This window comes from Bacillus cereus group sp. BfR-BA-01311, from assembly GCF_022664295.1.
Classification (GTDB): Bacteria; Bacillota; Bacilli; order Bacillales; family Bacillaceae_G; genus Bacillus_A; species Bacillus_A cereus.
In genome coordinates this window covers 105,576-130,353 of record NZ_JAKUHC010000007.1, presented here as the reverse complement: position 1 = coordinate 130,353, position 24,778 = coordinate 105,576, and the positions used below count along the sequence as shown (strand labels likewise).

Below are 24,778 nucleotides of genomic sequence, written 5' to 3'. Positions count from 1 at the left end.
TTTTTGTTTTTATGATTTCAATTCAGCACTTACAAAAAAGTTTCGGAGATAATACCGTACTAAAGCATATAGATTTAACAGTTGAGAAGGGCGAGGTTGTTGTTATTATTGGGCCGTCTGGATCTGGTAAAACGACATTCTTACGTTGTCTCAATGTATTAGAAACGCCAAACGCTGGTAATATTCGTATCGGTAATAAAGAGCTTAACTTCTCTCAAAAAGTAACGAAGAAAGATATTGTTAATCTTCGTACGCAAACAGGTATGGTATTCCAGCACCATAATTTATTCCCGCATTTAACAGCACTTCAAAATGTAATGGAAGGGCTCGTTACAGTGAAAAAGATGGGGAAAGAAGAAGCGAAGAAAAAAGCAAACTATTTCCTTGAAAAAGTTGGTTTAGCAGATAAAGTGGATTTATATCCGTTCCAATTATCAGGCGGACAACAACAGCGCGTTGGAATTGCGCGCGCACTTGCGATGGAGCCGGAAGTGTTACTATTTGATGAGCCGACGTCAGCGCTTGATCCTGAACTCGTTCAAGAAGTTCTGAAAGTAATGAAAGAACTTGCTAAAGAGGGCATGACGATGGTTATTGTAACGCACGAAATGCGTTTTGCACATCAAATTGCGAACCGTGTTATTTTCATGGATGGTGGTGTCGTTGTCGAACAAGGTACACCAGAAGAAGTATTTACAAATCCAAAAGAAGAACGCACGAAGAAGTTTTTACAAATGTTGCAATAAATTAAGGAAGGTCTCAAGGCATATGCCTTGAGACCTTTTTGCCATATATATTTATTTGTGGAATCCGCCAAGGCTTTGCTCAGCCATTGCAACTAGACGTTTTGTGATTTCTCCACCAACTGAACCGTTAGCGCGAGCCGTAGAATCTGCTCCTAATTGTACACCAAATTCTTGAGCGATTTCGTACTTCATTTGATCGATTGCAGCTGTTGCACCTGGTACTACTAATTGATTTGAAGAATTTTGGTTTGCCATAGGAATATATCCTCCTTAGAGTTATAAAAGTTTTTTTGGTTGGACTAGCTGGAGTTGAACCAGATTATCGCCCCGGTTGGCGCTAATCCATCGGTAATTAAGTTTGTACTCATAGTATGGATGTTACCTAGAAAGATATACAAAATAATAATTTGTAAATTTTGTCAAAAAAAACGTATTGATTTCGTAAATTATGAAATAAGAGTAATCGTTGTATTTTTAAGAAAACAGGCCAAACTAAGGGTGATATTAAATATAATTTTTTCATTGTAGCCTGCTACTTGTAGGCTAATTATTAGCTTCTTATTTATGATTTATTGAAATAAAAATGAAATCGGTAGCAACTTCATAGTTCTATTTTTAAGTAGGGATGGAGTGGGCGCTCCTATGTCTGGATAGGTTGCTCTCTTCACTCTAAAAAAGAGAGGCTTATAAACGATAACGTATGGAGGAATCATGATGGGGATTTGCCCGCTTTGCAACGCATTAGAATCACAAACATATTCTTGTCAAAATTGCCAAAGTATACTCCAAGATTATGGGAAGTCTGTAGATTACATAGACGATTATAGTGCCTATATGGATCAAGAATTATTAAGTGCAGTAGATGGTTTAACGCATAATAATTCAAATGAATATTGCAATCATATTTTTTATTGCAGAGTATGTAACGTGGAAACTGAGGTTGTAGTAAAACTTGTGTAAATAGAAAACTTCCACCTTATTATCTAGGTGGAAGTTTTTGTTTTTGTATTTGTGAGTGAATCATAGGAGAAGGGATATGTTCGGTGTTTGATGAAGCCCCTGATTTTATTTGAGACATTTTTTCTTTTGTATCACGTAAAGAATGTTCAGTTAAGTAGACGGCATATTCGTAAAATAACTGGCGCGTCAGTTCACTTTGCTCTTTTAATTTTTTATCTTGGAATACAGTTCGCCCAGGTTTAGAGTTGGCTTCAAAGAGCCACGGATTTTCCTTTGTGTCTAAACCGATATCAAAACCGATTTCTCCAATATTTCCAGTTACTTGTTCATCGAGAGCGTAACTTATTTGTAAGGCAGTATGTTTTAATTTATTTTCAATTTGAACTTGTTTCGTTGAATCTGGAAAAAGCTCTTGTAATAATTTTGTATCACCGCCACTATTTACGTGCGTTGTTAAACTGCCTTTGCCGGCGATTTTGGCGACGATTGCACTAACTATCCAATTACCGAAATGGTTTTTATTTGTATGAATGCGGAAATCAACAGGTTGCCCATCGAAGCGAAGTAACGAAATACCTTGCTGTACGATAAACTTTTTTAAATCATGTCCTTTTAATACGTGGTTTAGAAGCGTTTCTAATGATTGATACTTTCTCAGTTTATTTTCTTCATTTTCGCGATAACGACAGTAGTAGCAATTCTCTGTTTGAGAATAAAATATTTGATGAATATTTCTACCAAAGCTCCCGTGTATTGGTTTCATGTACACTGATTTATACGTGCCAAGAAACCGTTCTACTTGTTCAAAATGCTGAAATGCTTCTGTATTTGGTAATAAGGGTTTAATTGATTCGTCTTTCGTAAGAAGTTGATGAACTTCCCATTTATTGAAAAAACCTGGGTTAAACCATGGAATGCAGTAGTCTTGTTCTAATTTTCTTTTTGCCCTGACAATTGGTTTATAATTTTCCGCTTGCCGATTCGGTAAGCGATCGTAAATGACATTTGGTAAAGGGACTTTTTTCTTTATCCATTGTTTCTCTTGAAAGAAATATCCTTCAATCGTTTCTTCTTCCCAGTGTATATGTTGAACCCCAAAGACGAATACGAACGGTCGTAATGAGAATGGTGGTGTTAATAACTCACTCAGAGCAATTGAACGATTTCCTAAAGGGGTAGAAGAATCATCATTAAAGCCAGTTGTAAAAATGCCAATCAATGGTCCGAAAATAATTGTTTGGTTTTGTGTGAATGCATGAATAGTAGTTGATTGAGGCAGTAAAAGTTTTTCGGCAATATGCTTTCCGATAATAATTTCGCGAGTAAAGGAATAATGAATTTTCACCTCTTCACTTGCAATGTGACGTATACCGAAGGATAGGGATGTAATAGGTGGTGTAATAGAAAAAACGTAAGGTAAAGTAATGCTATTTGGATGTTCATCTGAAATGTTTAATGTATATATATGTTCTTTCAAAATAGGTTTACCTCCTTTCATTATGGTGTAAAGCGACTGAATTTAAGTGGTCCGTGAAATATCTTTTCGGCTAATGAATCACTATGACGAATGTATTGTTCGTAAGGAGGAATCGTGTTGACATACATAAGCCAAATTGCGCCTTTTTGATCCATAATTGTGGAAAGTTCTAGTTCGAATAATGAAGAATAAGACTGATCTAGTGTTTGGAATACTTCATTTATAATGTCGTGTAAAGCGTCTTGCAATAGTTGCACACCTGTACTAGATAGTACGTATTTAATTTTTGAAAATGAATGCAATGAATCATCGTCTGTTGCTGAAGGTAAAAGCTGATTAGGAAATGAACTTTTTTGTATAAATTGACCGATAATATTCCAAGTTTGTTCTTTGTTTTTTTGCAAAATAGTTCGAATGTGGAGTGGGTATGTTAATTGATTTGGTGGTTGTAGCATGGTATGCACTATGTAGCGTGATGAACGTATGTTAGATTTACACCAAGATATAAATTCATCTGTCCGCTTGATTGAAAGAGAAGTATGGTATTTTTCATTTACTGTATCGATATGAAACGTTTTATTTTTGTAAGCGACTCGATATAAGTTATCTTTAGAATGTATATTAGTGGGGCGTATAATAATATCTTTAGATTTTAACAACAATTTGAAAATGTTTTGTATCGTTGCCACTTCAAATTTGGGTATATAAGGAGACAGTTTTTTATTAGTAAGAAATAAATCATGTAGTTCACTTAAGTTAATAAGTGTGTTATTTAAAAAGGTAGTGGAAGGACGGTTGTGCAAAGAGTGAATAATTGATTTTGCTTTTTCAAAGTCTGTTTCCTCGTGAAAAGAATAACGATCATATATATAAGAAGGAATAGGGAATGTTTGCTCTTTCCATTTTCCTGTATCTGTATCGTAAATAAGACCAGAAACAAGGTCTGTTTTAGAATCAATACAAAATGGCGTAAACTGGGCAACGACATTATGATAAAGCCGAGCGCGTTTAGCGATTTCGGTGTAATACGTTTGCTCATAATGAAGTTTAGAAGTTAAAAGGCCGAGAACCAACGAAATCACTCCTTTACTACTATTTGCATAATAGGCGAAGCTATATATTGCAAATACGTTTTTATACCATTATACTTTTGTCCGTATGATGATATGCTATAGTTTTGGAGAAGTGAAAGGTTGATTGTAATGAATATATGGTTAAATATGTTAACGACGACAGGACTCGGAGCAATTATTGGGGGATACACGAATCATTTAGCGATAAAAATGTTATTTCGTCCTCATCGTCCTATTTATATCGGAAAGTTTCAAGTTCCATTTACACCAGGGTTAATTCCGAAGCGTCGTGATGAACTTGCTGTTCAATTAGGAAAAATGGTTGTAGAACATTTGTTAACACCAGAAGGAATTGGAAAAAAGCTAACAAATGAAGAGTTTCAAAAAGGTTTAATTCACTGGGCGCAAGTGGAAGTGGATAAAGTAATTACGAATGAACAATCACTGCGACATATGTTAGAAAAATGGAATGTAGCGCATGTAGAAGAAGAAGCGACTCGAAAAATCGAACATGTTATTACAGAAAAAATTCATGCATTTTTAGCAGAGTATTATACATATACATGGGAACAGGCTTTACCTCATTCTGTAAATGAAAAAGTAGAGAATGCGATTCCGAATGTCTCTGCGTTTATTTTAGAGCGAGGAATTAGCTTTTTTGAAAGTGAAGAAGGGAAAGCACGTCTTTCAAAAATGATTGATGATTTCTTTGCTTCTCGCGGAACGCTACTTAACTTAGTCGGAATGTTTTTAGGAAATGTAAGTGTTGTGGATCGTGTGCAGCCAGAAGTTATTAAGTTTTTAGGGCAAGATGCTACAAAGCAGCTTTTAACTGACGTACTGCAAAAAGAGTGGGAAAAGTTAAAAGGAAGAGATGTAAAAGAATTAGAAGCATTTGTAGAGAAAGAAATGATTGTAAGCTCCGTGCTGTCAGCAGTTAAAGTAGAGGAAACAGTGAGTAAGTTTTTAAATCAATCTGTTCAGCAAGTATGTGAACCAGTTCGAGAAACAATTATTGAAAAAGTGGTTCCAAGTGCAGTAGCGAAAGGCTTAAAGTGGGGAACAGAAAATGTAGAGAGTATACTAAATAATCTACACCTTGCGGAAATTGTCCAGCAAGAAGTGTCTACATTCTCAACAGAAAGATTAGAAGACTTAGTTCTGTCTATTACGAAAAACGAATTGAAAATAATTACGTATTTAGGAGCGTTATTAGGCGGAATGATCGGGCTCGTACAAGGATTGTTACTATTGTTTCTTAGATAATAAGGTGAGTACATAGAAATAAAAGTGAAATTTCTTCACATCTCTTGCATAGTTTGATATGGTAAGAAGAGGTGCGTATGTAAATGCACGTAAAAGGCAGTGCGAGTGAAAAGCGCTAGCCTTCTAAAGGAGGAAAAATAAAATGACAAAGAACATTCATGATGTTGCATATGAATTACAAAAAGCAATCGCTGAAAACGAAGACTTCAAAACTTTAAAAGAGAGCTACGCAGCAGTTCAAGCTGACACAGCTTCAAAGAACTTATTCGATGAGTTCCGTACAATGCAACTTAGCCTACAACAGAAAATGATGCAAGGCCAAGAAATCACTGAAGAAGACAACCAACAAGCACAAGAAGTTGTAGCTCGCATTCAACAAGATGCTAAAATTACAAAATTAATGGAAACTGAGCAACGCCTAAACGTTGTAATCGGTGACGTTAACAAAATTATCATGAAGCCACTTGAAGAATTATATAGCGCGCAACAACAAGCGTAATAGTGGAAGACGCTCCTAGTTTAGGAGTGTCTTTTTTGTTTAGGGAATTTAATAGTTATACCACAAAAACTCCCTTTCAAAATAGCCATTTCTTATTGGTTATTTTGAAAGGGATATGTAACATATCTGTTAATTTTTTTTATTGCTGTTAATTGAAGTTTTAATATTTTTTTCGTTCAAAAACGTTTCAATCTCTTTTTGTTTCCTCCCATTTATTTTCTCAAGGCGTTTTGTAAAAGAAAAATTGGCTTTGAATAAGTTACCATCTTGGGTGAGTTTGTCTAATTCTTGATCTAGCTCTACGAAAATATCCGTAGATGATGACATAAATGCATAGATTTCTTTTGAAGGTTTTTTATAATCAGTAGGTAAATTATTATTACTAATAAACTCATGGAAATTCATATCGTTTTGTTTCGCTAAATCAATTAGTTTTTGTAATTTTTCTCGGTCAGATTCCGTGAAATTCTTATCAGAATTTGTTGAAGCGAGAGGGATAATATTTTCAGATAACTCCCAACTATAATCTATATAATTTTTTATATTTTGTTTCATTTCGTCTTCACTAATAGTTTCGTTTTTCTTTGAGGAACTAAATATATTTTCTGGAACTTTAATAGCAACATCTTTAATAGATTGTACATCGTTTTCTTCCTTAGGTTGTACACTGTTTGAACAAGCTGATAGAAATAAAAGAGTAAGTAGCATGAGTGAATATAAAGTATATTTCTTCATTTTAATCTCCTTTTACATTCATTAGTGTCTTTGTAAAATAGCAATATTCCATTTCAAATACTTTACTAAAAGTGCATATAGATGTTTTACCATTTGATAAGATATGACGGATATGAGTAAACCGACGCAAAAAGCTATAAATACATTATAAACATCGGAATAACTGATTTGATGAAACCCTTTAAAGAATCCTAATCCTATTAATAAGATAGGTGAAATAATTAATAATGGTGTAGCAATGATAAGTGCTAGAAGAAGCGGTAATAGAAAGAGTAATACGAAAAAGGCGATAATGATAAATATAAAGTTTAAAAGACTTAAGCTCATAACAGAAAACAGTGCTGTCATAATGTTTTTTAGGCTGCGCCTATTGTCAGCGTTGCTTATTGCATATGAAACGTTAAGTTCTTTAGCGATAGTTTTAGGGTTTCCTAGTTTTTTAGAAATTTTCTCTTCAGATATTCCATCTTGTTTACCACTAATAAAATGAGTTTCGTACTCCGAGATAATATCCTCCTTTTCTAAATTAGGCATATTCCGTAGGGAAGAACTAAGTTGCTCTAAAAATTCACTTTTGTTCATAACAATCACTTTCCTTTATAAAATGATAAATTACAGCTGAGAATCCTATCTTTTTTCTAAACAGCACACACAATCTATATTTACTTTTTGAAAGGCGATATACTAATCGTAAATAACATTCCAAATAATGGTTATTCCATTATTTACAAATATATCACTTGCTATTATTCTTTGCAAGGTACTATAAATTTGTTAATAATGTGAATAGGTGGAAGTATTTTTGTACATTTTTAGAAGAGATATAAAAATGTTATTTTAAGATAAACAAAAAGTTGTAAGCGCATTCTTTAAATCTTGTCAAAATAATATCGAATTCATATTGTTGGAAAAATAATGCATTTGTAATATAATGATAAATGATACTTCACCACATTAATTAACTAGGTGAAGTTAAAATCTTTATTACACAAATTATGAAACAAAGGAATGATTAGTTTGAGTACAGGTGTAAAAGTAAACGACGTGAAGACAAAAACAAAAGGAGCAGATCTTGTTGTTGATTGTTTAATTAAACAAGGTGTTACACATGTTTTCGGTATTCCAGGAGCAAAGATTGACTCTGTATTTGATGTATTGCAAGAAAGAGGACCAGAGTTAATCGTTTGTCGTCATGAACAAAATGCAGCATTTATGGCAGCTGCTATTGGTAGATTAACAGGGAAACCGGGCGTATGTCTTGTAACTTCAGGACCAGGGACATCAAATTTAGCGACAGGTCTTGTTACTGCGAATGCGGAGAGTGATCCCGTTGTTGCTTTAGCTGGTGCAGTACCGCGTACGGATCGATTAAAACGTACGCATCAATCTATGGATAATGCTGCACTATTCGAACCAATCACAAAATATAGCGTAGAAGTAGAGCATCCTGATAATGTGCCAGAAGCACTTAGTAATGCATTTCGAAGTGCGACTTCCACAAATCCGGGAGCTACTTTAGTAAGTCTTCCGCAAGACGTTATGACTGCGGAAACAACTGTAGAGTCTATCGGTGCGCTTTCTAAGCCACAGCTTGGAATCGCTCCCACAAATGATATTACATATGTAGTAGAAAAAATCAAATCAGCGAAATTACCAGTTATTTTACTCGGTATGAGAGCGAGCACAAATGAAGTGACGAAAGCTGTTCGTAAATTAATTGCGGATACAGAACTTCCTGTCGTTGAAACATATCAAGCAGCTGGTGCGATTTCACGTGAGTTAGAAGATCATTTCTTTGGCCGCGTTGGATTATTCCGTAACCAACCAGGTGATATTTTACTAGAAGAAGCAGACCTTGTTATTTCTATCGGTTATGATCCAATCGAGTATGATCCAAAGTTCTGGAATAAACTTGGCGACAGAACGATTATTCATCTTGACGACCATCAAGCAGATATCGACCATGATTACCAGCCAGAGCGTGAATTAATTGGTGATATTGCTTTAACGGTAAATAGCATCGCGGAGAAATTACCGAAACTTGTATTAAGTACGAAATCAGAAGCGGTATTAGAACGATTACGCGCAAAATTATCAGAACAAGCAGAAGTTCCAAATCGTCCTTCAGAAGGTGTTACGCATCCACTTCAAGTGATTCGTACACTTCGTTCTTTAATTAGTGACGATACAACCGTTACATGTGACATCGGTTCCCATTCTATTTGGATGGCGAGATGTTTCCGTTCTTATGAACCACGTAGATTATTATTTAGTAACGGTATGCAAACGTTAGGTGTTGCACTTCCTTGGGCAATCGCAGCTACTTTAGTAGAACCAGGTAAAAAAGTAGTTTCCGTATCAGGTGACGGTGGTTTCTTATTCTCTGCGATGGAGTTAGAAACGGCGGTACGTTTAAATTCTCCAATCGTCCATCTTGTTTGGAGAGACGGCACATATGATATGGTTGCATTCCAACAAATGATGAAATACGGTAGAACATCAGCTACAGAGTTTGGTGATGTTGATCTTGTGAAATATGCGGAAAGTTTCGGAGCGTTAGGTCTTCGTGTTAACACGCCTGATGAATTAGAAGGGGTATTAAAAGAAGCATTAGCAGCAGATGGTCCTGTCATTATTGATATTCCAATTGACTATCGTGACAACATTAAATTAAGCGAAAAATTATTACCAAACCAATTAAACTAATGGAGGCAGATTTGAGATGACTGTTGCGCAATTAATTGATATTGATGCAAAAAAAACGAAAATGAGTAATGAAGTATATCAAACATCTACAATGCTTGCGCTATTAGATGGTATATATGATGGTGTGATTAGCTTTGAAGATTTGAAAAAACATGGTGATTTCGGCATCGGCACATTTGATCAATTAGATGGTGAAATGATTGCATTTGATAATGAATTTTATCATTTACGTTCAGACGGTTCAGCGGAAAAAGTAGAGCCAGAAGAAACAACGCCATTTGCGACTGTAACATTTTTTGAAAAAGAAATGAGTTATACGGTAGAGCATCCGATGAATCGTGAAGAAGTTGAAGCATTATTACATGAATTAATGCCAAGTAAAAACTTGTTTTACGGTATTCGCATGGACGGTACGTTCCGTGAAGTAAGGACGAGAACTGTTCCAAGACAAGAAAAACCGTATACACCGCTCGTTGAAGTGACGAAATCACAACCAATCTTTTCATTTGAAAATACAGAAGGTACGCTTGCTGGATTTTGGACACCAGATTATGCGCAAGGTATTGGTGTAGCTGGATTCCACTTACATTATATTGATGATGAAAGAAGCGGAGGTGGACATGTTTTCGACTATGTTATAGAAAACTGTACGATCCAAATTTGTCAAAAAGCTCATATGCATTTAGCACTTCCAGAAACAGCTGATTTTATGGCGGCTGAATTATCAAGAGAAAATTTAGAAGATAATATTGCAACTGCGGAAGGTGCAGAGTAAGAGGGAAAGACTGTTCCATTTTGGAACAGTCTTCTTTTATTCGTAATGTTATTATTTGTCGATAAATCGATATTTCTTGTCGAACCGTTGATATATTGTAAGTTACGATAGATATATTCGAAAAATCGTTGATATATTGTAAGTTACGATAGATATATTCGAAAAATCGTTGATATATTGTAAGTTACGATAGATATATTTGAAAAATCGTTGATATCGCTTATTTCTTTGAAACAAACGGATGCCCCTCATAATAAAAACGCCACGGATAATGTACAGCTTCTTCTGCATAGTCGATATTAATACGAGGTCCTGCTGTTATTTTATATTGTGATGATATGTGTTCTTCTTTTGGAACTAATTCAATATGTAACGTATCACTTTGTAACGATACACCGCGTTCTTTTAAAGTGATGCCAAGTGCACGGCATAGTTTGCCAGGACCGTTCGTTAAATTTTTGTACTGCGCTTTTGTAATTTTGGTCTTATTGTAGCGCGCTAGTTTTATTTCTTCTATTCCATCTACCGGCTCAAGAGCTCGAATGAGAACACCTTGTGGGGTGCCCACTGGCGCTGTAATAACGTTAAAGCAATGATACATACCGTAAATTAAATATACGTAAGCATGCCCTGGTGCACCAAACATAACTTCTGTGCGATCTGTCCGTCTGCCTCCGTAACTATGTGCGGCCTTATCATCTGGGCCTTTATATGCTTCTACTTCTACAATGATTCCGCTTCGCTTTATTCCGTCTACAATATGAACAAGTTTTTGCCCGAGTAATTTTTTTGCGACTTCTAACGTATCGCCTTCATAAAAAGAAGGAGGTGCCTGCATTGTACTATCTCCTTTGCTAAGTGTATATGTATATAGTAAACCAAATTTTCAGTAGTAATTCTAACTCGTTCTATTTGCTACATTTATTTCATAAATTATGGATAGAGTACAACAGCGAAGAGGGGGAGTGCGACATGATTTATCGCTTACTAGCTCTTAATATAGATGGGACACTACTATACAACAATGGAAAAATTGCAAAAGGATTAAGAGAAACAATTGAATTTGTGAAAAGAAAAGATGTATACGTTACGTTATTTACGAGTCGTAATTTTCAATCCGCTCATAAAGTAGCAAAGGCGTTAAAATTAGATTCTATATTAGTGACACATGGTGGTGCTTTCGTTTCAGCAACGTTAGATAAGCCGTACGTTCAAAGAAGATTGTCTGAAGAGAAGACTTTTAACATTGTGCAAGTGTTAGAGCACTTTGATTGTAACGTACGTATTTCTCATGAACGGTTTTCGATAGGAAATCGTGAGAGAAATACACCAAACTTAATTGCGCGCACTGTATTATCAAGCGCAGATCCGTTATTTTATCCAGTTCAATTTGTAGATTCGTTAGGTGACGCGCTTCGTGACCATCCGGTAGCGGCGCCAAAAATTGATGTTCTTTTCCAAACTAAAGGTGAAAAAGAACGCGGGCTAAATACATTAAGAAAAGCGTTCCAAGATGTAGAGTATGTTGAATGTGATTCAAAACGAATAGAAATTTTACCGCAAAATGTATCAAAGTTACGCGGGTTACAATTGCTTGGAGAGCATTTAAATATTTCGCTAAATGAAATGGTTGCGATTGGAGATAGTATGGAAGATTTAGAGGTTATTGAAAACGTGGGACTTGGGGTAGCGATGGGGAACTCGCCTGTAGAATTAAAGCAAGCAGCCGATTGGATTACACGTTCAAATAGTGAAAACGGTGTAGAGTACATGATTAAAGAGCATTTCCGTAAGCAGTTCCCGCTTCCGTTTTTGAAGAATCATAAAAATACACCGAAACGATGAAAGAAAAACGTAGCTTTTTGGCTACGTTTTTTGTTGAGCTTATTAAAATGAATGAAAACGTTTTAAAATGTGAATTGTGTATGAAATCTATACAATTCACTTGAATCCTTTAGAAAACTAATGTAAAGTGAAGGATGTTGTCAAAATAGTTACACCACATGAAATATTCTTCAGATTAATTTTATTGGGCTCCCATACGTAAAAGTATTTCCGCATGACAGTTTAGTTCACGTATTATTTCAAAAATGAATTGTAGTAATTTTATTAAGTAGTTGTAGCGTTCCTTTGTTGTATTTAAATGGATTATTTTAAGTTAATGTGAGTAAGACCTGGTACATATGAAATGTACTTCTTTTTGTGATTTTAGGAAGTTTAAAAGGGGGAATGAATTTCTTGAGGAAATCATTTAATCAAAAAATTAAAAAGTTAAGTAGTAGTTTAATAGTTGTATTACTAATATGTATGAATTTTTTAATCCATTTACCATTTAAAGCAGAGGCAGCTACAACAGAGTTAAAAGGTTTAGGTGATGTATCTTATTACAACGCCATCATTTTTGGGGATCATAGTGCAACGAGTGCTGATATTGAAGGTGCGATGGCTGTTCAGAAAAATATGAACGCATCAAGTTATACAGTCGTAGCGGCTGCAACTGGAGCAAATAACTTAGCTGGAGCAACTTGGATAGATGAAGGATATCCATCATTATTACTAGGCGGTCAATTTACGAAAGCGGGAGCAGGACAGGTAATTATTCAAGATGGAACAGTGGCGATGACAAAAGACGGTGACCCAGATGGCGCGATGAAAACATCATATGACCGTATCTCTTATAAAGAGCAAGCGGAGATTGATGCTAAGTTTAAAGAATTTAGAAAAGACGTTGATGGTGTAATTGGGGATGCAAGTAAACTACACACTGATAAGCCAAAACCTAATATGAGCTTTGGAATCGGTGAAGATGTAAACAACCCTAATATTTATGTCTCTTCAGGCCAGACGGGAAAGAAAGCATTCGATGTAAAAGACGTTTTTCTTCCGAATGTAGAGAATAAAGACTTTATTGTTATTTATTCAGATGCAGAAGAAGTGAGTTTTGGTGGCGGTGCAATTTTGTATGATACAAGAAATACTGGGATGGCGACGGATTTAATTAATACATCTCAAGCATACGACCCTAATTCATCTTTTACTGAGTTAGCTAGTAAGGTAATTTGGGTATTTCCTAATGCTACAAAGATAACAACTAAAGGTTATGGTGTAGTAGGTAGTGTGTTTGCACCTAATGCAGTTGTAGAAACAAAAGGTGGTTCTATTAATGGACAAGCCTATGTTGGAGGATTACACCAAAGAGATGGTTTTGAGGTTCATAACTTTAAATTTAACTGGCCAAAATGGAATAAACCAGCAGCTGAAAAAGGACATTTACAAATTAAAAAAGTTGATGAAAACGATGGAAATATTGTTTTAAAAGACGCAAAATTTGATGTTATAGACAAAGATAATAACGTTGTGGCTACTGTTACAACAAACGAAAAGGGTATTGCGGAAGTTAAAGATTTACCACTTGGTGACTATTTTGTAAAAGAAATAAATGCACCAGAAGGATATATAAAAGTTGATACACCAGTCAAAGTAACAATTGATAATACAAACGTAATTGAACTTGTTATGAAGAATACGAAAAAAGTAGAGAATGGCCAATTTAAATTATTGAAAAAAGATAGTGAATCCGGTCAACTTCTGCCAGGTGCAAAATTTGATGTTATCGATAAAGATGGGAAAGTTGTGGAAACAATTGTTACAGATGATAAAGGTGAAGCCTTATCGAAACGACTTCCAGTTGGAAGCTATACATTAAAAGAAGTAGAAGCACCGAAAGGGTATGAATTATCATCTAGTTCAGTTTCTGTTGATGTAGAGGCTAATAAAGTATTGACTGTAGATGTGGTGAATAAAAAGATTCCCGAAAAAGTAACAGGTCAATTTGAAATTGTGAAAGTAGATGCGGAAGATAAAACGAAGGTATTATCAGATGCAGAATTCGAAGTGTATAAGGATGGTAAAAAAGTAGATACGTTACGAACAGATAAAACTGGTAAAGTAATTTCTCAGAAATTAGAGCCAGGAACATACAAATTAAAAGAAACGAAAGCACCACAAGGATATAAGTTGTTAAAAGAAGAAATTGAAGTCGTTGTGGAAGCAGACAAAGTAGTAGAAGTACAAATAGAAAACGCAAAAGAACTAGGAAGCTTACAAGTAACCAAAAAGGATGCAGAGAGTGGAAAAGTTCTAGCAGGTGCAGAATTTAAATTGAAAAATGAAGCTGGTCAAGTAGTTGGAGAAGCGAAAACAACGAATAAAGACGGTGTTGTGAAATTCGAAAACTTAGTGCCAGGAAAGTACACGTTAGAGGAAACGAAAGCGCCGGAAGGTTATAAAGCGCTAGAAGTGATAGTAGAAGTAAACGTTGTAGCGAACGAAGTAGTAAAACAAGAAGTTACGAATGAAAAAGTAACAGGTCAATTCGAAATTGTGAAAGTAGATGCGAATGATAAAACGAAATTGTTATCAGGTGCAGAATTCGAAGTGTATAAAGATGGTAAAAAGGTAGCGGAACTGAAAACAGATGAGAGTGGAAAAGTGATGTCACCGAAATTACCGCTAGGTGAATACACAGTGAAAGAAACGAAAGCACCAGCGGGCTACAAGCTTTCAAATAAAGAATGGAAAGTAACAATTCAAAACGAGAAAGAAGTAGTAAAAGTAGAGGCAGAAAACGAAAAAATCTTAGGTTCTCTACAAATTATTAAAATGGATGATAAAGATCAAACGAAACGCTTAGCAGGCGCAGAATTTACATTGAAAGATGCGAAAGGAAATGTTGTAAAAGAAGGAATTACAACAGATAAGTCTGGAACGGTTAAGGTAGACGGACTTGTGCCAGGTGAATATACGTTAGAAGAAACAAAAGCACCAGAAGGTTATGAGTTAACAAAACAAATAATTCATGTAACAGTTGACGGTGAAAAAGTTATTGATGTAAAAGTAACGAACAGTAAGAGCCTTGGGCAATTCGAAATCGTAAAAGTAGATGCTCAAGATAAAACGAAAGTATTATCAGATGCAGAATTCGAAGTGTATAAGGATGGTAAAAAAGTAGATACGTTACGAACAGATAAAACTGGTAAAGTAATTTCTCAGAAATTAGAGCCAGGAACATACAAATTAAAAGAAACGAAAGCACCACAAGGATATAAGTTGTTAAAAGAAGAAATTGAAGTCGTTGTGGAAGCAGACAAAGTAGTAGAAGTACAAATAGAAAACGCAAAAGAACTAGGAAGCTTACAAGTAATCAAAAAGGATGCAGAGAGTGGAAAAGTTCTAGCAGGTGCGGAATTTAAATTAAAGAACGAAGCTGGTCAAGTAGTTGGAGAAGCGAAAACAACGAATAAAGACGGCGTTGTGAAATTCGAAAGCTTAGTGCCAGGAAGGTATACGTTAGAAGAAACGAAAGCGCCGGAAGGTTATAAGGCGTTAGAAGTAACAGTAGAAGTAAATGTTGTAGCGAACGAAGTAGTAAAACAAGAAGTTATGAATGAAAAAGTAAAAGAAGAAATTACAGGTCAATTAGAAATTACAAAGGTAGATGCTAATAATACAAATAAAACATTAGCAGGCGCAGTGTTTGAAATTTGGAAAGACGGAATAAAAATCGACACATTAACAACAAATAAGAGCGGTAAAGCGACTTCTAAGAAGTTAGAACCAGGAGATTACACTTTAAAAGAAATCCAAGCGCCAGAAGGATATACTTTATCCGATAAGGAAATGAAATTTACGATTTCTAATGAAAAAATTGAAGTTGTAAAGCTTCAAATTACAAATAAAAAAGATACAGATAAAGATCCGGAAAAACCAGGTGAAGGAACAGGAAAACCAGGTGAAGGAACAGGAAAACCAGGTGAAGGAACAGGAAAACCAGGTGAAGGAACAGGAAAACCAGGTGAAGGAACAGGAAAGCCGGGTGAAGGAACAGAAAAGCCGGGTGAAGGAACAGAAAAGCCGGGTGAAGGAACAGAGAAGCCAGGTGAAGGAACAGAAAAGCCAGGTGAGGGAGTAGAAAAACCTAATTTACCAGAACAAGGACAAGGTTCTTCTAATAATCAACAACTCCCAGCTACAGGACACAATACGAATTACGTTCCATTCATCGGTTTTATGCTTCTGTTACTAGGAATACGTTTAAGATTCATGGCTAAAAATAGTTAACGGATGTATAAAAGGCATCAGAGATATACAATCTCTGATGCCTTTTAAATTAATACAGATAAATATTTTAAGCTTCAATTACGCTAAGCATTCTGTTTATAAATGCAGCTGCGTGTGCACGTTGTGATGGTCCTTTTGGTACGAATTGATTCAATTCATTACCTTTTACAATTCCATATCCATATACTCTTTGTACTTCTTCTTTAGCGTAAATTAAGTTTTGGTCTACGAATGGTAGTTCAACTTGTTTTGCAAAAATACCAGCGTGTTTTAGAGAACGATCAATCATAATAACAGCTTCTTCGCGTGTAATTGTAGTATTTGGATCAAATGTATTATCACCACGTCCGCGGATTATGCCTGCGCTTGCTGCACGATTAATACCGTCTCTTAAAGATGGGTGTACTTGTTCTAAGTCTGTGAACTTAGCATTTCCACTTGGTAATTGTAAAGCACGAGTAATTAATGTAGCAAATTCAGCACGCGTTACAAGACGTTCTGGGAAGTACTTGCCGTTTCCTTCTCCTTGCATAATGCCTCTAGCTGCTAATTGACGAATGTCTTGTTCATACCAGCCACCTGTAATGTCATCAGTTACTGGATTTTTTTGATTTTCTTTATAGTATGTTTCAGTTCCTTTTAAGAAAGCATCCCATTGTCCGCGTTGAATCATAAACGCAGGGCAGTTTTTTCCTGACCAAAATTGGTGTTTTTGGACCTTATCTAGAGAAATATTTAAGTCGTTCATTAAATAAGCTGCCAATTTACGGGCATTTTCTACCGCTTTTTCATAGTTTCCATCTTGATTAACGGCAATTTCAATTCCGATAGATTCATAGTTTCCAGTTTTATTTCCAGCATGCCATCCAACTTCATTTACCGGAAGATGTTGATAAATTTCTTTATCATCTACTGTGAAATGCCAAGATGCGGCGCGATCAGCTGTTCCGCGTGCTTGATTATCTAAGAATTTTGCATGATTTAGAGCATTAGCACCTTTCGCTGTATTAGCCGTTTCGTGAATCGTAATATATTTAGGCACCATCGGGTAGCCAGGTCGAATATCGTCATTTCCTTTTGGGACAATCATTTCTTTAAATGTAACGCCATAAATATTGTTTGTTTGTAGAGCTTCTGGCGATCTCAATAAACTGTTTTTAGCAGTACGACTGTTTTTTAATAATGAAGCTTTTGTACCTTCAAATGTAGCAGAAGGTGCATAAATCCATTTTGCTGTTTCGTTTATTTGGACTTTAAACCAATTTCCAGCTTGTTCAGTAGGAGTAATGACTTGTGGCTCTAGTTTCCCTTCTTCTTTAAACGATTGGAACGGAAGTGCATGTATGGAAGCTTCTTCTTTTACGATTAATTTTTGGTTAGATAGTTTATGAATCTCTTGAACTTCTAAGCTATTATCATTGTTATCTATCCATCCAGCGCCAGTTGGCGTCGTTATGTAGTAAGCATTTCCTTTTTTCTTTGTCGCCGTTACGACTTGTTCTGTAATCTCGATATTCGATTTGTTTTTTAAATCATTCGCGGTATATAATGAATGTTTTTTTGAAGTGTATAGTAGGAATTGGCCAGTAACCTCGATATCTTCTTCATGAGTACTATGCTCATTAACATGCTCCTTAATACTTTTAAAAACTTGATCCTCCGTATATACTTCGGCGGATTTTTCAGCACTCTCTGCAAATGAATAAGTAGGTGCAAGAACAGTTTGTAATGCAAGAGAGAGAGTTAATACACTATAAAATTTCTTTTTCATATTTGTTTTTAACACATTAGATTGTGGAATCTAGTGTTAACAGTCCTCCTTTTATATTGTATTTTCACTATGTATCGATTTTAACACTAATAAATTTTAACAAGAGAAAATGATGATGTCTATATACATGAGCGATATTCATAAAAAGAATTATTTGAAAAAATGTAAGAGAAACAGGTAAAACCTTCTGTATTGACCTGTAAACGCCCTTCAAGTAAACTAAAGAGAGTTTGCAAATGAAAAGGTGATAATGTTGTTAATTTCAATTAAAACGTTACAAGATGATCGTTTTTTACGTCCGCTACAAAATATTGGCGGCTTATTTTTTGAAGATAGTACGATTGGATTTGAACAAGAGGAAGCAAATCTGATCGTTGATATACACATTGAGGATAATGTGAAAGCATCCGCTCGATTAACGGATGTTAGCACAGGAAATGTGTATGAAGAAACATTCTCGAAAGATCTATCTGCTTTCACAGATGAAAAAGAGCGTATGAAGCAAGTGAAACACGTTGTTTCTTATGTATATCTTTCTGTTCTTCAGCAGTTAACTGGTATTGAACAAAGCTGGGGTATTTTAACGGGAGTACGTCCGACGAAACTTCTTCACAAAATGCTTCAAAATGGTATGTCAAAAGAAGAAGCGCATCAAGAACTTCGTGAAAGTTATTTAATTCATGAAGAGAAAATTGAACTTCTTCAGCGCATTGTTGATTGCCAATTAGCAGTTGTTCCGGATTTATACCGTTTGAAAGAAGAAGTAAGTATTTATATCGGTATTCCGTTCTGCCCAACGAAATGTGCATATTGTACATTCCCGGCTTATGCAATTAATGGACGCCAAGGATCTGTTGATTCGTTCTTAGGTGGTTTACATTATGAAGTTCGTGAAATTGGTAAGTTTTTAAAAGAAAAAGGTGTAAAAGTTACGACGATTTATTACGGCGGCGGTACACCTACAAGTATTACAGCAGAAGAGATGGATATGCTGTATGAAGAAATGTATGAAGCGTTCCCAGATGTGAAAAATGTGCGTGAAGTAACAGTTGAGGCAGGTCGCCCAGATACAATTACGCCAGCAAAGCTAGAAGTGTTAAATAAATGGAATATTGACCGTATTAGTATTAATCCGCAGTCATACCATCAAGAGACACTAAAAGCAATTGGACGTCATCATACTGTAGAAGAAACAATTGAGAAATACCATTTAGCTCGTGAAATGGGAATGAACAATATTAATATGGACTTAATTATTGGTCTTCCTGGTGAAGGGTTAGATATCTTCAAGCATACGTTAGATGAAACAGAAAAGTTAATGCCAGAATCATTAACAGTTCATACGTTATCATTTAAACGTGCTTCTGAAATGACGCAAAACAAACGTAAATATAAAGTAGCAGGTCGCGAAGAAATTACAGCGATGATGCATGAAGCAGAAGAGTGGACGCAAAAGCATAATTACGTACCATATTACCTATATCGTCAAAAGAATATTTTAGGTAACTTAGAGAACGTTGGTTATGCAATGCCGACGCAAGAAAGTATTTACAACATTGTCATTATGGAAGAAGTACAATCAATTATCGGACTTGGTTGTGGTGCATCAAGTAAATTTGTTCACCCGAAGACGGGAGCAATTACGCACTTTGCGAATCCGAAAGATCCAAAATCATATAACGATGGCTTTGTGAAATATACAGAAGATAAACTGAAAATTTTAGAAGAGCTATTTGCATAAGAAGAAAGAGGTTGTTCCGACTCGGAACAACCTCTTTTTTATCCTGTAGGCGGTCCGATTATATCTTGTCAGTTTTTGTCGGTAAGTCGATATATTTTGAAAATCGCCGATATAATTCGAGTTGCGCTGATATATTTCAAGTTACGGTCGATATATCCGGAAAATCGCCGATATAATTTCATTTACCTTCTAGCGGTACCGTATGTAAAACTATGTCGATAATAATCAGAAAAATTAGTCAAATCATTAGAGGACAATGTCTACTTATGGACGAAATGATAGATTTATGAAAGAGAAAAGGGGGAAATCGTTGGCATGTATATGACGATAGGGAGAATTTTTGATTTATCAGTTGGTAAGTATCCAAATAAAGAGGCGTTAGTGGAACCTGAAAAAAATATTCGCTGGACGTATAAACAGTGGGATGAACAAATAAATAAAACGGCACACGCTCTATTAGAAGAAGGGGTAAGAAAGGGAGATACGGTATCTGTTTACTTATATAATTGCCGTGAATTTGTAAACGTTTACTTAGCCTGTGCGAAAATTGGTGCGATTTTTAACCCGATTAACTTCCGCTTAAAGGCGAAAGAAGTATCTTATATTCTTCAGGACGCATCCTCGAAAATCGTTGTCTTTGAAAAAGCAGTTGAGTCAACTGTTGCTATAATTGAAAGAGATTTTCCAAATACATCTTTTTGGTCTATAGAAAACGATAAACCTTCCTATGCAAGTTCCTACCATGAAAAAGTGAATGAAGCATCTTCTGAGAAAGTAAATATCGAAATTGATGAAATGGATTATTGTTCTATGCTGTATACGAGCGGTACGACAGGTCATCCGAAAGGCGTGTTACATCGCCATCGTGAAATGGCTGAGCATAGTATGATTTGTACGTATTTCCTAAAATATAATAGAGATAGCGTTGGGCTTGTTGTTGCACCTTTATATCACTGTGGTGAATTAAATGCCGGAATCATACCACGCATTCAAGTTGGCGGAAAGAATGTTATTTTGCATCATTTTGATACAGAAACAGTATTACATACGATTCAAGAAGAAAAGATTACGACGTTCTTTGCAGCGCCGACGATGTGGAATATGTTGTTGCAAAAAGATTTAGCTCAGTATGATTTAACGTCAATGAAAATCGGTATATATGGCGGAGCAGCAATGGCACCGGCGTTAGTGAAGGAATGTAAAGAACGTCTTTATATTGATCTTGTTCAAATATACGGAATGACAGAAATGGGGCCAGTTGTTGCATTTCTCGTAGAGGAGGATCAAATTACCAAAGCTGGTTCAGCAGGCACGCCATGTTTTAGCCATGAAGTTCGTATTGTGAAACCGAACGAGGATGCACCGGCAGAACCAGATGATGTATTACCTCCTTATGAAGTGGGAGAAATTATTTTACGCGGCCCAACTATGATGGCTGGCTATCATAATCGTGAAGAAGCGAATAAAAAATCGATGTATAAAGGATGGTATCATTCTGGTGATCTAGGCTATTTTGATAAAGACGGTTATTTATTCGTTGCTGATCGCGTTGATGATATGGTAATTAGCGGTGGCGTAAATATTTATCCTCGTGAAATTGAAGATTTCCTTCATAGTCATCCAGGTATATTAGATGTGGCGGTACTTGGTGAGCCAGATGAATTATGGGGAGAGCGTGTTGTCGCAGTTATTGTGAAGAAAGATGAAACAATAACTGAAGCTGATTTAGAAACGTATTGCAAAGAAAGTGATGAACTAGCAGATTATAAACGTCCGCGTCATTATTTATTTGTAGATGAACTCCCTCGTAATGCGAGCGGGAAGTTGCAGAAGTTTGTACTGAGGGAGTCGTTGAAAGGTGCGAAAAAATAGAAAATGCAGGATGCCCCATATCTATGGGGTATCCTGCATTTTTCTGTATTAAACAGAAGAAACAATATCTTTGTTAATTCTCATTTTTTCTTGGTGAAGGTTAATTAGCGCATTTGAAATAAGGTGGAAACACAAAATGGATGTAATGTCCAAAAAGAAAAGACACCTTAAGGTGCCTCTCTCCGACTTGAACCATTTCATTTCATACGAATCGGAATCTATCCGTATTACCATTACCCCTTTGTTATAAGTGTAAACACACACTATAAAGCAGAATCGTCTATATACACTAGATTGTTAGTTCACAAAAGACAAGAGATTTGAGATCAATATCGAAGTGACGCCACATCCCCTATAATAATTGATATGTTACGCCTTTTAAAAGAATCTGCTTTATAGAACGTGCCCACAAGTTATATTTTACTACATGTAATATTCATTTAGTGTATTTTTTAATGAATATGTATAATTACATAAACTGTATGAAAAAAAGAGAGTATACTCTAATATTGTGTAATAAAGATGAAGCCCGCCTACGGAATAGGGGGCTTTTCTTACTTTTTATAAATATTTATTCCAATTATATTATCAAATGAGTCTAAACGAATATAAACGTCAGCTGATAAAAGGTGTGCATTATATATTCGTTGTTTATATGTTGATATCTCGAAGCGTTTTCCATTTAATTCACATTCTAGAATAATCATATCGCCATGTTCTTTCCAATTTATTAATTTAGCAGTTGTATTCATATAAACCTCCTCTGAATCATTTTATGAAAATTAGTAGAGATAGTGTGAGAAAGGAGTTTATATAACAAAAAAAGACACCTTAAGTGTCTTCTTTGATTACTATAAAAGTCGTTGAATGAAATAGGTTTCTATTTTTATTTGCGTGAAAAGCCTTCTTCATCAAGGTATTCCGCAGCTTCTGGATAAGAGTTGAATGTACCGTCTAAGTTTACACCAGCGTACACGTTCCACATGTCATCCTCTGAAATAAGAGTAAGAATATGACCATCTTCGTTCTGCCATTCTTCTTCTTTCGCAGGTTCTACAGGTGCTACTACTTCTTCTTGTGATAGAAGGTCAATTGATTTCGCAATTACTGAACGTAACTCCTCTGCTGAAAACTCACGGATGTTAACCATGCCTTTATCATCTGTTTTATAACCTTTAATACCGCTTGCATATACAAATCCATTTCCATTTGGGTGTAAATGAAATACAACGTTCTTTTTATCTAAACGACTTTCTTCAAAGTGGAAGTTTACACGTTTTAATGATACGTTCTTTCTTTCTAGTTCTGGGAAAGATTCAATAATCGATAATTTTTCTTCAAAAGTTAGCATAGTGCCTCCAAGTATATAGTAAAAGATTTAATTTGTTCATTATAGCATAGTTGCAATTGTTTCCAAAGATAAGGGGGAAACTTTTCATTGAATACGTTTACGTCACGAGAATGTAAAAAGTGAGCTAACGAATGTATCTTTTTAGGTGTACAATGGAACATGGACTTTATACAAAGGTGGTTTTTTTATGTTTCAAAAAATAGCAAAGGAATGTTTAGCAGGATTTACTGTTGCGATTGTTGCGTTACCACTTGCGATTGCATTTGGTATTGCCGCGACAGGAACGTCTGAGGGAGCGCTTGTTGGATTGTATGGTGCGATTTTTGCAGGTTTATTCGCAGCGTTATTTGGCGGGACACCTGGGCAAGTAACAGGGCCAACAGGACCAATTACCGTTATTGCAACAGGAGTTATTGCGACGCACGGGTTAGAGGCAAGTTTTATTGCCTTTATGATGGCAGGGTTATTTCAAATTTTATTCGGTGTATGTAAGCTCGGTTCTTACGTTCGATATATTCCGTATCCTGTCGTTTCGGGATTTATGAATGGTATTGCATTAATCATTATTTTAGGCGAAATAAAGCACGTACAAAATAGTTTTTTACTTGTTGTGTTAACGATTATTGTAATGATTGTTTCTGGTAAATGGATTAAGGCGATTCCGTCTAGTTTAGTAGCACTAGTCGGTGTGACAGCTTTGCTTCCTTTATTTTCTTCCTTACTCGAAGGACTTACAGTAAAGTTACCGATTATCGGAAATCTTTCACTAAATAAAGTAATTGAAAAGATTGGAACCATTCCAGAAGCGATGCCTACGCTTCATATTCCATCTTTAAGTGGAACAGGAATAGCAGCACTTATTTTGCCAGCGCTTAGTATTGCTTTATTAGGATCGATTGACTCGTTGTTAACATCGGTCGTAATGGATAATGTGACAGGTACACGTCATAAAAGTAATAAAGAACTGGTCGGACAAGGTATCGGTAATATGATGAGCGGATTGTTTGGCGGATTAGCAGGTGCAGGTGCGACTGTAAGGTCTATCGTGAATATAAGAAGTGGCGGTAAAACGGCACTTTCGGCATGTATGCATAGTGTTATCTTATTTATTTTTATTATGGGTCTTGGTTCGGTCGTACAATATATTCCACTTGCTGTATTATCAGGTATTTTAATTTTAACTGGTATTGGAATGTTCGATTGGGGAAGCATGAAAAAGATGCATGTCGCTCCTAAAGGTGATGTCGTTGTTATGCTCGTAACGATGATTGTAACGGTGAAGTTCGATTTAATGATTGCTGTTGCATTCGGTATTATTCTTTCGTTCATCATATATATGGTGAAATGTAAAGAACGCAAAACTTCTATCGTAAAAGAAAAAGAAGAAACGTACACAATTCAAGGACCGCTCTCTTTCCTATCAGTAGATCGTATTTTCTCTACTTTACAAGATGTGAAGTCACCGGTTGTTTTACGTATGAAAGATGTGCGTTATATGGATGTATCAGGAGCTATGGCATTATTAAATTTTGTTGAGCAATCAAATAAAGTAGGAGCAAGTGTAAAGCTTGAGCAAGTACATCCGAGTATTGAAAAAACAATCGCAGTAATGGCAAGCAATGAACAGAAAGAGCAATTGAAAATTTTAAGTGTTTAGATGGTAATTAGAATATCTCACAATCTTAC

20 protein-coding genes are annotated in these 24,778 nt (G+C 35.7%); 11 read left to right on the top strand and 9 right to left on the bottom strand.

The window, feature by feature from the left end; translation table 11 throughout:
* The first annotated feature begins 11 nt into the window (after window positions 1-11).
* A complete protein-coding gene (locus MR136_RS17805; protein WP_000623610.1) occupies window positions 12-746 on the top strand; it encodes an amino acid ABC transporter ATP-binding protein in 735 nt (244 codons plus the stop codon).
* A 51-nt stretch (window positions 747-797) separates the two neighbouring features.
* On the opposite strand, the gene sasP is transcribed toward MR136_RS17805, so the two are convergent.
* Window positions 798-1,001, bottom strand: coding sequence for a small acid-soluble spore protein, SasP family (gene sasP, locus MR136_RS17800; protein ID WP_000013338.1), 204 nt, complete (start codon window positions 999-1,001; stop codon window positions 798-800).
* Between the two features lie 459 nt (window positions 1,002-1,460).
* Here sasP and MR136_RS17795 point away from each other — a divergent pair, with 459 nt between their 5' ends.
* Window positions 1,461-1,706, top strand: coding sequence for a hypothetical protein (locus MR136_RS17795; protein ID WP_000510476.1), 246 nt, complete (start codon window positions 1,461-1,463; stop codon window positions 1,704-1,706).
* 19 nt (window positions 1,707-1,725) lie between these two features.
* On the opposite strand, the gene MR136_RS17790 is transcribed toward MR136_RS17795, so the two are convergent.
* Together MR136_RS17790 and MR136_RS17785 are read right to left on the bottom strand one after the other, a co-directional pair.
* Window positions 1,726-3,183 (bottom strand): YheC/YheD family endospore coat-associated protein, encoded by a 1,458-nt coding sequence (locus tag MR136_RS17790; protein ID WP_000658103.1) that lies wholly within the window; start codon window positions 3,181-3,183, stop codon window positions 1,726-1,728.
* Window positions 3,184-3,203: 20 nt separating this feature from the next.
* Window positions 3,204-4,256, bottom strand: a complete 1,053-nt coding sequence (locus tag MR136_RS17785) for a YheC/YheD family endospore coat-associated protein (RefSeq protein WP_000242824.1) — start codon at window positions 4,254-4,256, stop codon at window positions 3,204-3,206.
* A 129-nt stretch (window positions 4,257-4,385) separates the two neighbouring features.
* On the opposite strand from MR136_RS17785, the gene MR136_RS17780 reads away from it, so the two are divergent.
* Together MR136_RS17780 and MR136_RS17775 are read left to right on the top strand one after the other, a co-directional pair.
* Window positions 4,386-5,522, top strand: coding sequence for a DUF445 domain-containing protein (locus tag MR136_RS17780; protein ID WP_146718269.1), 1,137 nt, complete (start codon window positions 4,386-4,388; stop codon window positions 5,520-5,522).
* A gap of 142 nt (window positions 5,523-5,664) precedes the next feature.
* The gene (locus MR136_RS17775; protein WP_000164614.1) at window positions 5,665-6,021 is read left to right on the top strand and encodes a YlbF/YmcA family competence regulator; all 357 of its coding nucleotides are present in this window, start codon (window positions 5,665-5,667) and stop codon (window positions 6,019-6,021) included.
* A gap of 129 nt (window positions 6,022-6,150) precedes the next feature.
* On the opposite strand, the gene MR136_RS17770 is transcribed toward MR136_RS17775, so the two are convergent.
* Both MR136_RS17770 and MR136_RS17765 read right to left on the bottom strand, forming a co-directional pair.
* Complete coding sequence (locus tag MR136_RS17770) at window positions 6,151-6,756, bottom strand: NDxxF motif lipoprotein (protein WP_074554193.1); 606 nt, start codon at window positions 6,754-6,756, stop codon at window positions 6,151-6,153.
* A gap of 21 nt (window positions 6,757-6,777) precedes the next feature.
* Window positions 6,778-7,338, bottom strand: coding sequence for an HAAS signaling domain-containing protein (locus MR136_RS17765; protein ID WP_074554191.1), 561 nt, complete (start codon window positions 7,336-7,338; stop codon window positions 6,778-6,780).
* 435 nt (window positions 7,339-7,773) lie between these two features.
* Here MR136_RS17765 and alsS point away from each other — a divergent pair, with 435 nt between their 5' ends.
* Both alsS and alsD read left to right on the top strand, forming a co-directional pair.
* Window positions 7,774-9,462, top strand: a complete 1,689-nt coding sequence (gene alsS / locus MR136_RS17760; protein ID WP_097856508.1) for an acetolactate synthase AlsS — start codon at window positions 7,774-7,776, stop codon at window positions 9,460-9,462.
* A 16-nt stretch (window positions 9,463-9,478) separates the two neighbouring features.
* Window positions 9,479-10,237 carry an alpha-acetolactate decarboxylase gene (gene alsD / locus MR136_RS17755; RefSeq protein WP_000215004.1) on the top strand — a complete coding sequence of 253 codons (759 nt, stop codon included), beginning with the start codon at window positions 9,479-9,481 and terminating at the stop codon, window positions 10,235-10,237.
* 220 nt (window positions 10,238-10,457) lie between these two features.
* Here the strand turns inward: alsD and MR136_RS17750 are convergent, their stop codons facing one another.
* Window positions 10,458-11,075, bottom strand: coding sequence for a DNA-3-methyladenine glycosylase (locus MR136_RS17750; protein WP_146719447.1), 618 nt, complete (start codon window positions 11,073-11,075; stop codon window positions 10,458-10,460).
* A gap of 134 nt (window positions 11,076-11,209) precedes the next feature.
* Here MR136_RS17750 and MR136_RS17745 point away from each other — a divergent pair, with 134 nt between their 5' ends.
* Both MR136_RS17745 and MR136_RS17740 read left to right on the top strand, forming a co-directional pair.
* Window positions 11,210-12,082 carry a Cof-type HAD-IIB family hydrolase gene (locus MR136_RS17745; RefSeq protein ID WP_000640431.1) on the top strand — a complete coding sequence of 291 codons (873 nt, stop codon included), beginning with the start codon at window positions 11,210-11,212 and terminating at the stop codon, window positions 12,080-12,082.
* Window positions 12,083-12,475: 393 nt separating this feature from the next.
* Window positions 12,476-16,357, top strand: coding sequence for an MSCRAMM family protein (locus tag MR136_RS17740; RefSeq protein WP_242259549.1), 3,882 nt, complete (start codon window positions 12,476-12,478; stop codon window positions 16,355-16,357).
* Between the two features lie 67 nt (window positions 16,358-16,424).
* Here MR136_RS17740 and MR136_RS17735 read toward each other — a convergent pair whose 3' ends face one another.
* Window positions 16,425-18,128, bottom strand: a complete 1,704-nt coding sequence (locus tag MR136_RS17735; RefSeq protein WP_146718341.1) for an S-layer homology domain-containing protein — start codon at window positions 18,126-18,128, stop codon at window positions 16,425-16,427.
* 250 nt (window positions 18,129-18,378) lie between these two features.
* On the opposite strand from MR136_RS17735, the gene MR136_RS17730 reads away from it, so the two are divergent.
* Both MR136_RS17730 and MR136_RS17725 read left to right on the top strand, forming a co-directional pair.
* Entirely contained in the window at window positions 18,379-19,869 is a 1,491-nt protein-coding gene (locus tag MR136_RS17730; protein WP_001999181.1) for a coproporphyrinogen III oxidase, read from the top strand.
* A gap of 315 nt (window positions 19,870-20,184) precedes the next feature.
* Entirely contained in the window at window positions 20,185-21,741 is a 1,557-nt protein-coding gene (locus MR136_RS17725; protein WP_098214035.1) for a fatty acid--CoA ligase, read from the top strand.
* Between the two features lie 554 nt (window positions 21,742-22,295).
* Here the strand turns inward: MR136_RS17725 and MR136_RS17720 are convergent.
* On the bottom strand, window positions 22,296-22,493 hold the full coding sequence (locus MR136_RS17720; RefSeq protein WP_146718340.1) for a hypothetical protein: 198 nt from the start codon (window positions 22,491-22,493) through the stop codon (window positions 22,296-22,298).
* A 134-nt stretch (window positions 22,494-22,627) separates the two neighbouring features.
* Window positions 22,628-23,092: a hypothetical protein gene (locus MR136_RS17715; RefSeq protein ID WP_146718339.1), complete on the bottom strand. Its 465-nt coding sequence runs from the start codon at window positions 23,090-23,092 to the stop codon at window positions 22,628-22,630.
* Between the two features lie 187 nt (window positions 23,093-23,279).
* On the opposite strand from MR136_RS17715, the gene MR136_RS17710 reads away from it, so the two are divergent.
* Window positions 23,280-24,749 (top strand): SulP family inorganic anion transporter, encoded by a 1,470-nt coding sequence (locus MR136_RS17710; protein ID WP_048655873.1) that lies wholly within the window; start codon window positions 23,280-23,282, stop codon window positions 24,747-24,749.
* Window positions 24,750-24,778 lie beyond the last annotated feature (29 nt).